The sequence below is a fragment of the uncultured Thiodictyon sp. genome (assembly GCA_903837595.1).
In the GTDB taxonomy this organism is placed as follows: domain Bacteria; phylum Pseudomonadota; class Gammaproteobacteria; order Chromatiales; family Chromatiaceae; genus Thiodictyon.
Genome location: CAILVI010000148.1, coordinates 1 through 11040, shown reverse-complemented (window position 1 = coordinate 11040; position 11040 = coordinate 1). Strand labels below are relative to the sequence as shown.

Genomic DNA, 11040 nt, shown 5'->3' with positions numbered 1-11040 from the left:
GCCCGCGCCACCCCGCAAGATGAAAGTGGCGGGCGCCTGGGCCGTTCCCCCACCCCCCCTCCCCCAATAGGGGAGGGAGAATTGGAGCGCGCTCCCGGCGCGATTTTCACGGTAAGCCTCGACCTCCAGTGGTTAGAAGGATGATCAAAGCCGCCGCGGCGATCGGATGGCTGGGGCATTGCCGCTTAACGACAGTGGTTGGAAGCGATCAGGCGCGCCGGGCGTTGGACTTAAGATAGACAAAAATTGCGATGTGCGCCAGCATCCTTGCCGGGGCAGCCCGGGGAACAGGCCAACGGCTTCACGGTCAACCGGATGGTTTAGAATAGACAAATCGTTCGACCTTGGAAAATCGACAATTGGAAGGGTTTCGCAATGGCAAAATTGGGTAGTACGGCACGGCCGCTCGTGCTTCGCGTTCAATCGCAAGATCGGGCCTATTTCGTTGCGGCGAGCTGCCAGGAACACGGCTGGCAGTATGTCATGGGGATCGAACCGGATAAGCCGGAGGACATCTCGGACATGGAGCGGATGCTCACTCCGGCCTTGCCGGCCAAGTCGTGCAAGATCGATCGCAATGGCCCCTGCCCCTGCGGGAGCGGCAAGAAATACAAGAAGTGCTGCGGTGCAGCCGCAGCCGGAACTCCTCAATAGCTCACCCGCCTCAGAGACTTTGACCATGCTGCGCACCCTCCTGACCCTCCTGACCTTGTGCCTGTATACCGTCGGCGCCGGCGCGGACGCAACCATCCCCACCAAGGACCAGGACGGGAGCCGCGATCACCCGCTGCTCAAGCGCTATGAGGGGTCATTCATCGTCGCCCACGACGGCAAGGCGTTCGATGAATTTGTGTTGCCGACCGCACCACTCAAGGCAGATGCGCAGCGGCGTGATCAGCACAACAACATCGCCTTTGCGCCGGAGCAGAGTCTGAATCTGGAAGGCCGCACGACGCGTCTGGTCTATGTCGTGCCGGAAGGCCGCTCGCCATTGGAGGTGGTACGCAATTATCAGGACGAGGTCGAGGCGTTGGGCGGCAAGGTGCTGTTCACCTGTAAGCGTGAGGAGTGCGGCGGCGCCGCCGACCGGTCCAGTAATGGGGGCGGCGGGGAGATGAGCCTCGCCATGGTGCTGTACCCCGAAGAGCGCATCACTGACCCGGCTTTTTCCAGCGGTAACTGCGCGATGACTGAGCGGATTAAGGACCAGCGCTACCTGGCCGCCGAGTTGCCGGACCAACAGGCCCATGTGTCGGTGCTCGCCTATACCCTCAAAGCAGACAGCTATTGCAAGGCACTGGACGGGCGCACCGTCGCGGTGGTGGATTTCATCGAGGCGAAGGGGCGCGAGCAGAAGATGGTGAAGGTGGACGCGGCAGAGATGGCGCGCACCATCGCTACCACCGGGCGCATCGCCTTATATGGCATCCTGTTTGACTTCGATAAGACGGCGGTCAAACCCGAATCGGCACCGGCCCTGACCGAAATCGCCGCCCTGCTGAAGGGCAACCCAGCACTGAAGCTACTGGTGGTCGGGCATACCGACAATGCCGGCAACTTCGATTACAACCGCACCCTCTCCCAACGGCGGGCAGAGGCGGTGGTTGCAACCCTGGTGAAGGACTATAAGGTGGACAAGGCGCGGCTGTTGCCGGTAGGCGTGTCATTCGCCGCCCCGCTGGCGTCGAATCAGAGCGAGGAGGGACGGGCGCAGAATCGGCGAGTGGAGTTGGTGCAGTATTGATGACTGGAGGTCGAGGCTTCAGCCGGTCCGATGCGCGGTCACAACGATTCCCGCTGCCTACGAGAAGATACACCGGCTAAAGCCTCGACCTCCGGTTGCTGAGGAACCACGGTATCACGGGGCTGTCGGTGCGGCCTCGTCGCGCCCGGGGGGCCGCTCCTACTGCTCTATGTTGCGGTCCCGCGCCGCCTTGGCGCGTTCAAAGACCTCGAGTAGATAATTGCCGTCGCCTAAGCGGATCGCCTGGGCGAGGTCGGTCAGCTCGACGCTGAAGCGCCCGAGCATGGCGGAGAGTGCCTCGCGATTGGCGATGCAGATATCCCGCCACATGACCGGCGAGGAGGAGGCAATACGGGTGAAGTCCCGGAAGCCACCGGCGGCATAGCGGAAGATCTCATCGGTCTCATCCATGCGCGCCAAGGCGTCCACCAGACCATAGGCCAGCATGTGGGGCAAATGGCTGGTGGCGGCCAGGACCTCATCGTGATGGGCGACTGACATCTGGCTGACCTCCGCCCCGCAGGTGCGCCACATCCACTCCACCCGCGTCACCGCGGCAGGGTCGGTCTCCGGCAAGGGGGTAAGAATCACCCGGCGATGCTGATACAGGGTGGCGAATGAGGCGTCCACCCCGCTGCACTCGGTGCCGGCAATGGGGTGACCAGGTACCAGGCGCGGCGGCGCCCGCCCAAAGGCGGCCAGTGCGTCCGCCACCACGCTGCCCTTGACGCTGCCGCCGTCGGTGACGATGGCATCCGGGCGCAGCCAGTCTTTGATTGCCGTGAAGACCCCCCGCATGCCCCCCAAGGGGACGGCAACAAACACCATGTCCGCTCCCGCGACCGCGCCGGCAGGGTCCTGATCGTAGCGGTCGATGACCCCGATCTCCACCGCCCGCTCCAGGTTAGGCAGGGCGCGCCCGCAACCGACCACCTCATTGACCGCCCCCGCCTCCCGCAGGGCGCGGGCGAGCGAGCCGCCGATCAGGCCGACGCCGATGATGGCCAGTCGTTCAATCATTATGCCTTCAGTACGTCCTCGAGGGCGGCGATGCAGCGGGCATTCTCCGCTTCCAGACCGATGGTGATGCGCAGGTGGTTGGGCAGCCCATAATTGGCCACCGGTCGCACGATGACGCCCAGCCGCAGCAGGGCCTCATTGACCGGGGCGGCCGGGCGACCGACATCCACGGTGATGAAGTTGCCGACCGAGGGGATATAATCGAGCCCCAGCCGCTTGAACGCGTCGGTGATTTGGCGCATCCCGGCACGATTGAGCTCCACCGAGGAGCGCACATGCTCGCTATCGCCAATGGCAGCGGCCGCCGCGGCCTGGGCCAGGCTGTTGACATTGAATGGTTGGCGTACCCGATTGAGCAGATCCGCCACACGCGGATCGCTCAGCGCATAACCCACCCGCAAGGCCGCCAATCCGTGGGCCTTGGAGAAGGTGCGGGTGACGATCAGGTTCGGGTGGCTCTCGACCCAGCGGGTCGCATCCGGGAAGTCCGGCTCGCTGACATATTCGGTGTAGGCCTCGTCGACCACCACCACACAGGTCTTGGGCAGCGCCTCGATGAAGGTACGCAAGGCATCGGCCGCCAGCCAGGTGCCGGTCGGGTTGTTGGGGTTGGCGATCCAGACCACCCGGGTACGTTCGTTGACCAAGGCCGCCATGGCTGCCAGGTCATGACCATAGTCACGCGCGGGGGCGATGCGGGCGGTCGCGCCGACCGCCTGGGTGGCGATGGGATAGACGGCGAATGCGTGCGCCGAGAACACCGATTCGGTCCCGGGCTGCAGGAACACCCGCGCCACGAGGTCCAATACGTCGTTGGAGCCGTTGCCGATGGTCACCGCCATCGGTGAGACGCCGTGATGGTCAGCGATGGCCCGACGCAGTGCGAAGCCGGCACCATCCGGATAGTAGCCCAGTTCGTCCAAACCCGCGGCGATGGCGGCCCGCGCCCGTTGGCCGGGGCCTAACGGATTCTCATTGGAGGCGAGCTTGATGCTGCCGGTGATACCCAACTCACGCTCCAGTTCCGCGACCGGCTTACCGGGGACATAGGGGGTGAGGCCGGCGATACCGGGGGCGGCCAGCGCGAGAAAGGGGTTTTCTTGATTGGTCATGCACAGGGTCCGGACAGGCAGAGGGATTCACACCGAAAAACAGGCTCGACTTTCGATACGATCCGAATTCTTGAAGGCGGCCTCCGTCATGAAGATCACCACGAATAATTGATTTAAACCATACCGGGGTTGCTACTGCAATCCCGATTAGAGCACCGCCACCGGATAGGACCCCAACACCTTGAAGAGCAGTGAGGCACGCTTGAGGTGCTCCAGCGCCTGCGCCACCTGGGGGTCGGCCCGGTGGCCGATGATGTCGATGAAGAAGACATAGTCCCAGATCCCGCGGCGCGAGGGTCGGGACTCGATCCGGGTCATGTCGATTCCGTGCTCCGCCAGCGGCGACAGGAGCGTGTGCAGACCGCCGGAGGCGTTGCGACAGGAGATCAACAGACTGGTCTTGTCCTGACCGCTGGGTGGGGCGTCCTTGGGGCCGATCACCAGGAAGCGGGTGGTATTGCCGGGCTCGTCCTCAATGCGCTCGGCCAGCACCTTGAGGCCATAGATTTCAGCGGCCGGGAGCCCGGCCACTGCGGCGCTGCCCGCCTCACTGCTCGCCAGACGTGCCGCCTCCGCATTGCTCCCCACCGCCACGCGCTCGGCGTGCGGCAGGTGCCGATCCAACCAGCCCCGACACTGGGCCAGTGACTGTTGGTGTGAATACAGGGTCCTAATGGCCTCTGCCGCCAACTCCCGGCTCATCAGATGGTGATGAATGCGCAGGCTCACCTCACCGGTGATCAAGAGCGGGGAGGCCAGAAACATATCCAGGGTGTGACTGATCACGCCTTCGGTGGAGTTCTCCACCGGCACCACCCCATAGTCACAGGAGCCCGCCTCCACCTCCCGGAAGATTTCACCGATGGTGGCCATGGCGATGGTACGCACCGAGTGCCCGAACTGCTTGAGCGCCGCCGCCTGGGTAAAAGTGCCCGCGGGCCCCAGATAGGCCGCCTTCATGGGCTGCTCCAGGGCCAGGCAGGCGGACATGATCTCACGGAAGAGCCGGGCCACCTCCTCGCCGTCCAGCGGACCCGGGTTGCGCTCCTTGATCCGCCGCAGGATGGCGGCCTCGCGCTCGGGACGGTAATACTGCACCGGCCCCTCCTCCGTGGTCGGCGCGGGCCGTCCCACACAGGCGTTCTTGATGCGACCCACCTCCTGCGCACAGCCGGCACGCTCGCTGATCAGGCGCATGATCTCCATATCGATGGAGTCGATGCGGCTGCGCACCTCGCGCAGTTGATCCTCGGGGCGGCCGGGCTGTTCCATGCAGTCTCCCCCTCAGTGACCGAGACAGCGCACGGAGAGGACCCCGGCGATGCCGCGCAGCTGGGCGACAGTGTCCTGCGGGCACGGCTTGTCAATATCGATCAGGGTCACCGCCACGTCACCGCGGGAGCGGTTCAACATATCCAGGATGTTGAGCTTGGCGGCAGCCAGATCGGTGGAGATCTGTCCCACCATATTGGGGACGTTGCTGTTGACGATCGCCATCCGGTAACCGCCGTTGCGCGGCAGGTTGATCTCCGGAAAATTGACCGAATTGGCGACGTTACCGTCCTCCAGATAGTCCCGGACCTGATCCGCGACCATCACCGCGCAGTTGTCCTCCGCCTCCGCGGTCGAGGCCCCCAGGTGGGGCAGCGTCACTACCCGCGGGTGGTCCTTCAGCAGGTTGTTCGGGAAGTCGCAGCAATAGGCGTAGAGGTGACCCTCATCGAGCGCGGCCACCACCGCCTCATCGTCCAAAATGCCTTCCCGGGAGAAATTGAGCAGCACCGAACCCTGTTTCAGGATCTTCAAACGCTCGGCGTTGATCATGTGCTTGGTCTCATTGGTGAGCGGCACATGGAAGGTCACGAAATCGGAGCGCGACAGCAGGTCATCAATGCTGAGCGCCGGCTGCACGTCGCTCGACAACTGCCAGGCACGCGCGATGGTAATGGTCGGATCATAACCCACGACCTTCATACCAAGGGCGCGGGCCGCATTGGCCACCTTGACGCCGATGGCACCCAGACCGATGACGCCCAGGGTGCGGCCCGGCAACTCAAAACCGACGAAATTCTTCTTGCCCGATTCCACGGCCTTGCCGATCGCCGCGTCGTCACCCGCGAGCCCACGGGCAAAGTGCCAGGCCTGACCGATATTGCGGGCGGCAATCAACATACCGGCAATGACCAGTTCCTTGACCGCATTGGCGTTGGCCCCCGGGGCATTGAAGACCACAATGCCGCGGGCCGTCATGGCCGGTACCGGGATATTGTTAGTACCGGCACCGGCGCGCCCGATGGCCTGCACCGTGTCGGGAATCACTAGGTCATGCATCTTGGCCGAACGCACCAGGATTGCATCCGGATGGGTAATCTCGGAGGCCACCTCGTAGCGATCACGCGGCAACCGGTCGAGCCCGGCCACGGAGATATTATTGAGCGTCTGGATCTTGAACATGATGCGACTACCCGTGCGTGCGCTCGAATTCCTGCATATAGGCAACCAGGGCCTGCACCCCCGCCTCCGGCATGGCATTGTAGATGCTGGCACGCATGCCGCCGACCGAGCGATGTCCCTTGAGTGTGGTCAGACCCGCGGCCTTAGCGCCTTTGAGGAAGGGGTCGTCCAGCGCCGCGTCAGGCAGCGTGAAGGGGACATTCATCCAGGACCGCGACTCCGGGCTCACCGGGTTCTTGTAGAAGCCGGACGCATCGATGGTGCTATAGAGCAGGTTGGCCTTGCGTTGATTGATCACCGCCACCGCGTCCAGGCCGCCCAGGTCCTTTACCCACTGGAACACCAGCCCGGCCAGATACCAGGCATAGGTGGGCGGGGTGTTGTACATGGAATCGTTATCGGCGTGGATCTTGTAATCGAACATCGTCGGCGTACCGGCCAGGGGTTGGCCAATCAGGTCCTCGCGCACGATGACGATGGTGAGCCCAGCCGGGCCGATGTTCTTCTGCGCCCCGGCGTAGATCAGGCCATAGCGCGACACGTCGATCGGCCGCGACAACAGCGTGGAGGACATGTCCGCCACCAGTGGCGTGTTACCGCAGTCCGGCAGATAGGGAAACTCCACGCCCTCAATGGTCTCGTTCGGGGTGAAATGCAGATAAGCCGCATCCGAGCTGAGCTTGAGCTCAGCCTGGGTCGGGGCACGGGTGAATTTCGTGTCCTCGGTGGTCGCGACCACGTTCACGCGACCGTAGCGGCGCGCCTCGGAGATCGCCTTCTTGGACCAGGAGCCGGTGTTGATATAGTCCGCCCCCTCGGCCCCACGCAGCAGGTTCATCGGCACCATGGCGAACTGGCTGGAGGCCCCGCCCTGAAGGAACAGCACCTTGTAATTGGCAGGCACACCAAGGATTTCGCGCAGATCGGCCTCGGCCTGGGCGGCGATGGCCATGTATTCCTTGCCGCGGTGGCTCATCTCCGCCACACACATGCCGCTGCCCTGCCAGTCCAGCATCTCGTCCTGGGCCTTTCGGAGCACGGACTCGGGCAGCATGGCCGGACCGGCACTGAAGTTATACACGCGTGACATGCTCAATCTCCGCTCAACTATCTGATGGTCGGCCCCGGATGCCCGGGGACTGGGCTTAATCCGCGGGCCTGTCGCCCGCCTCGTCGTCCCCGTCATCGCCCGGCTCGCCGTCCGGTGCGTCTTCATTGTTCAGTTCACCATCCGGCGCCTCGCCCGACGCCTCCACATCCTCGGGCGCCGCGGCCGCATTATCACCCTCCAGGGCCACGACGCGCTCGACATAACGCAACTTCTCCCCCGACCCCAGGCTGATCAGCTTCACGCCCTGGGCGGGCCGTCCCACCACCGGGATCTGGTCGACCGAGGTGCGGATCAGGGTGCCGCCCTCCGTGATCAGCATGATCTCATCGCCCGGGAGGACCAGCACCGCACCCACCTGGGCACCGTTGCGCTCGCTGCCGGCGATGGCGATGACACCCTTAGTGCCGCGCCCCTTGGTCGGGAACTCTTCCACCGTAGTGCGCTTGCCATAGCCGTTTTCGGTCACGCACAGGATGGTCCCGGGCTCCGGCACCACCAGGGCGATAACCCGCTGGCCCTCGTCCAGCATGACCCCGCGTACCCCGTGGGCACCGCGGCCCATGGCCCGCACGTGGTCCTCACTGAAGCGCACGGCCTTGCCGGCGGAGGTGAAGAGCATCAGGTCACGCGCGCCGTCGGTAATCGCCACCCCGACCAGGATCTCATCATCACGCAGGTCGATGGCGATGATGCCACGCGACAGCGGCCGGGAGAACTCGGTGAGCGGGGTCTTCTTCACGGTCCCGGCGCTCGTGACCATGAAGACAAACAGACCCTCCTCGTAGGCCCGAACCGGCAGCACCGCGTTGATGCGCTCCCCCTGCTCCAGCGGCAGCAGATTGACCATGGGGCGGCCACGGGCGCCGCGCCCGGCCTGGGGCAGCTCGTAGACCTTGAGCCAGTAGACCCGACCGCGGCTGGAGAAGCACAGGACCGTGTCGTGTGAGTTGGCCACGAAGATACGGTCGATGAAATCCTCCTCTTTGAAGGAGGTCGCGCTCTTACCCTTGCCGCCGCGCCGCTGGGCCTGGTAGTCGCTGATCGGCTGGGCCTTGACATAGCCCAGGTGCGACATGGTCACCACGACATCCTCGGGGGCAATCAGGTCCTCGAGCGTCAGATCGGTGTGGTCGACTATGATCTCGGTACGCCGGGCGTCGCCGAACTGGTCGCGGATGGCCGTGAGTTCCCCGCGGATCACATCCATCAGGTGATCGGGGTCCGAGAGAATATAGAGCAGAGCGGCGATCTGCTCCAGGATCTCGCCGAACTCCTCCAGGATCTTTTCCTGCTCAAGACCGGTGAGCCGTTGCAGCTGCAGGTCCAGGATCGCCTTGGCCTGGCGCTCGCTCAGGCGATATCCCTGCGCGGTCAGCCCGAAGGCCGCGTCCAGCTCGTCCGGGCGGGTCTCATCGGCCCCGGCACGCGCCAACATCCCGGTCACGGCCCCGGGCGGCCACGTGCGGGCCATCAGGCCCTCACGCGCCTCGGCGGGACTCCCGGCGGCGCGGATCAGCGCAATCACCTCGTCCAGGTTGGCCAGCGCGATGGCATAGCCTTCCAAAATATGGGCGCGCTCGCGGGCCTTGCGCAGTTGGAACAGGGTCCGGCGCGTCACCACATCGCGGCGATGGCGCAGGAAATACTCGATCATCTGCTTGAGGTTGAGCGTGCGCGGCTGGGCGTCCACCAGGGCGACCATGTTGATGCCGAACACACTTTGCATGGCTGTGTGCTGATACAGGTTGTTCAGCAACACCTCGGCGTAGGCGTCCTTTTTCAGCTCGATGACGATGCGCATACCGTCTTTGTCGGACTCGTCGCGCAGCCCGTCGTGGGCGATGCCATCGATCTTTTTCTCCTTGACCAGCTCGGCAATGCGCTCCAGGAGCCTGGCCTTGTTGACCTGGTAGGGAAGCTCGGTGACGATGATCGACTCGCGCCCGTTGCGCTTCTGGGTCTCGAACTCCGTGCGGGCGCGCATGACGCAGCGCCCGCGCCCGGTCCGGTACGCCTCGCGGATGCCACGCACGCCGTTGATGATGCCCGCTGTGGGGAAGTCCGGGCCCGGCACCAGGACCATCAGGTCCTCGATGGTGGCCTCTGGATTGTTGATCAGGGCCAGACAGGCGTCGATGACCTCCCGCAGGTTGTGGGGCGGGATGTTGGTCGCCATGCCGACCGCGATGCCGGAGGAACCGTTGACCAGCAGGTTCGGGAAGCGCGCCGGCAGGACGGTGGGCTCCTGCTCGGTGTTGTCGTAGTTCGGGATGAAATCGACCGTGTCCTTGTCAAGGTCGTCCAGCAGCGAGTCGGCCATCCGCGTGAGGCGCACCTCGGTGTAGCGCATGGCCGCCGGCGGGTCCCCGTCCACCGAGCCGAAGTTGCCCTGACCGTCCACCAGCAGGTAACGCAGCGAAAATGCCTGCGCCATGCGCACCATGGTATCGTAAATCGCCGAGTCGCCGTGCGGGTGATATTTACCCATCACGTCACCGACCACGCGGGCCGACTTGCGGTGGGCGCGGTTCCAGACATTCCCCTGCTCGTTCATCGAGAAGAGCACCCGCCGATGCACGGGTTTGAGCCCGTCGCGCACGTCGGGCAGCGCCCGTCCTACGATCACGCTCATGGCGTAATCCAGATAGGACTGGCGCATCTCGTCTTCCAGATTGATCAGGACAACTTCGCGGGCGAAATCGGACATGGGCTAAGAAGGGCTTCCAGGCTGCGCAGGGGCCGCTGCGGGATTTTCCCCGAGCGACGGCTAGGGGGGTACGGATAAGGCCGGCGATTGTAACACACGGGCGGGGTTTGGCCCCAGCGGGGAAGCGACCGAAGGGGACGGGGACAAACCCGACACCGGACAGGATGCTAGCCGACGCAGTGACCGGGGTCATCATAACGGCCGTTCCCGTTCACTTGCGAATATCCGTCAAAGACGTATTATTCACCCCATGTACACCGTCGTCGAAACACCGATATTCACCGCAGACGCCAAGGATACTTGGGCGGAAGACGAGCGCGGTGACTTCTGTGCCTGGCTGGCGACAAACCCGCGCGCCGGAGAGTCGATCCAACATGGCAACAAATGACAGCATGACCGGTGAAGAGCTCGGCGAGAAGCTACTGGAATCCATCCGCCAGATGAACGCCGGCCTCGGGACCGTGGTGTCCTCCCCGATCATCGCCGCCCGCCGGCGCTCCGGCCTGTCGCAGGCGCAGTTCGCCGCACTCTTGGGCGTGTCGGTGCGCACGCTGCAAGAGTGGGAGCAAGGACGGCGCCAGCCGAGCGGCGCTGCCAAGACCCTGTTCAAGGTGGCCGAGCGGTATCCCGAGGTGCTGAGGGACCTGGCCGACGCTTAATAGCACTGATCATAAGTCCGGCCACCCTACCCTCTCGTAATACCGTTTCAGCGGTGTCACGCATGTGTTGGGCGCTCGGCGCCCCGATATCGGCGGCCGGAGTGATGATCAAGGCCACAGCGGGCCTTGATCGTCGCTCCAGCCATTGGAGGTCGATGCTTTAGCCGGTCCGGCGCGCAGACGGCATTGATGTCTCTTGAATCGTTCGGAAAGCGCCACCGGCTAACGGCCAT

General features: G+C 64.2%; 10 protein-coding genes. 4 read left to right on the top strand and 6 right to left on the bottom strand.

Translation table 11 applies throughout. The features are described from left to right. The first annotated feature begins 333 nt into the window (after positions 1 to 333). Together QZY44_RS08080 and QZY44_RS08075 are read left to right on the top strand one after the other, a co-directional pair. The gene (locus QZY44_RS08080) at positions 334 to 654 is read left to right on the top strand and encodes a PBPRA1643 family SWIM/SEC-C metal-binding motif protein (RefSeq protein WP_365303675.1); all 321 of its coding nucleotides are present in this window, start codon (positions 334 to 336) and stop codon (positions 652 to 654) included. Positions 655 to 679: 25 nt separating this feature from the next. Continuing rightward, a complete protein-coding gene (locus tag QZY44_RS08075) occupies positions 680 to 1744 on the top strand; it encodes an OmpA family protein (protein WP_295444763.1) in 1065 nt (354 codons plus the stop codon). A 159-nt stretch (positions 1745 to 1903) separates the two neighbouring features. On the opposite strand, the gene QZY44_RS08070 is transcribed toward QZY44_RS08075, so the two are convergent. The 6 genes from QZY44_RS08070 to gyrA form a co-directional block, all read right to left on the bottom strand. Continuing rightward, a complete protein-coding gene (locus tag QZY44_RS08070; protein WP_295444761.1) occupies positions 1904 to 2764 on the bottom strand; it encodes a prephenate dehydrogenase/arogenate dehydrogenase family protein in 861 nt (286 codons plus the stop codon). Continuing rightward, entirely contained in the window at positions 2764 to 3876 is a 1113-nt protein-coding gene (gene hisC / locus QZY44_RS08065) for a histidinol-phosphate transaminase (protein WP_295444758.1), read from the bottom strand. Before hisC ends, QZY44_RS08070 begins: the two co-directional genes overlap by 1 nt. Before the next feature lie 147 nt (positions 3877 to 4023). Then, on the bottom strand, positions 4024 to 5148 hold the full coding sequence (gene pheA, locus QZY44_RS08060; protein ID WP_295444756.1) for a prephenate dehydratase: 1125 nt from the start codon (positions 5146 to 5148) through the stop codon (positions 4024 to 4026). Between the two features lie 12 nt (positions 5149 to 5160). Continuing rightward, a complete protein-coding gene (locus QZY44_RS08055) occupies positions 5161 to 6330 on the bottom strand; it encodes a phosphoglycerate dehydrogenase (RefSeq protein ID WP_295444753.1) in 1170 nt (389 codons plus the stop codon). Positions 6331 to 6337: 7 nt separating this feature from the next. Next, a complete protein-coding gene (gene serC, locus QZY44_RS08050; RefSeq protein ID WP_295444751.1) occupies positions 6338 to 7420 on the bottom strand; it encodes a 3-phosphoserine/phosphohydroxythreonine transaminase in 1083 nt (360 codons plus the stop codon). A gap of 55 nt (positions 7421 to 7475) precedes the next feature. Then, positions 7476 to 10148 carry a DNA gyrase subunit A gene (gyrA, locus tag QZY44_RS08045; RefSeq protein WP_295444747.1) on the bottom strand — a complete coding sequence of 891 codons (2673 nt, stop codon included), beginning with the start codon at positions 10146 to 10148 and terminating at the stop codon, positions 7476 to 7478. A 250-nt stretch (positions 10149 to 10398) separates the two neighbouring features. On the opposite strand from gyrA, the gene QZY44_RS08040 reads away from it, so the two are divergent. Next, complete coding sequence (locus QZY44_RS08040; protein ID WP_295444745.1) at positions 10399 to 10536, top strand: hypothetical protein; 138 nt, start codon at positions 10399 to 10401, stop codon at positions 10534 to 10536. Further along, positions 10523 to 10807, top strand: coding sequence for a helix-turn-helix domain-containing protein (locus tag QZY44_RS08035; RefSeq protein ID WP_295444742.1), 285 nt, complete (start codon positions 10523 to 10525; stop codon positions 10805 to 10807). The genes QZY44_RS08040 and QZY44_RS08035 overlap by 14 nt, the downstream gene beginning before the upstream one ends. Positions 10808 to 11040 lie beyond the last annotated feature (233 nt).

Bases quoted from the DNA above. Each gene is read 5' to 3' on its own strand.
- QZY44_RS08070 (WP_295444761.1), bottom strand. From the start codon at position 2,764: ATGATTGAACGACTGGCCATCATCGGCGTCGGCCTGATCGGCGGCTCG.
- QZY44_RS08035 (WP_295444742.1), top strand. From the start codon at position 10,523: ATGGCAACAAATGACAGCATGACCGGTGAAGAGCTCGGCGAGAAGCTA.
- serC (WP_295444751.1), bottom strand. From the start codon at position 7,420: ATGTCACGCGTGTATAACTTCAGTGCCGGTCCGGCCATGCTGCCCGAG.
- QZY44_RS08055 (WP_295444753.1), bottom strand. From the start codon at position 6,330: ATGTTCAAGATCCAGACGCTCAATAATATCTCCGTGGCCGGGCTCGAC.
- QZY44_RS08040 (WP_295444745.1), top strand. From the start codon at position 10,399: ATGTACACCGTCGTCGAAACACCGATATTCACCGCAGACGCCAAGGAT.
- gyrA (WP_295444747.1), bottom strand. From the start codon at position 10,148: ATGTCCGATTTCGCCCGCGAAGTTGTCCTGATCAATCTGGAAGACGAG.
- hisC (WP_295444758.1), bottom strand. From the start codon at position 3,876: ATGACCAATCAAGAAAACCCCTTTCTCGCGCTGGCCGCCCCCGGTATC.
- pheA (WP_295444756.1), bottom strand. From the start codon at position 5,148: ATGGAACAGCCCGGCCGCCCCGAGGATCAACTGCGCGAGGTGCGCAGC.
- QZY44_RS08075 (WP_295444763.1), top strand. From the start codon at position 680: ATGCTGCGCACCCTCCTGACCCTCCTGACCTTGTGCCTGTATACCGTC.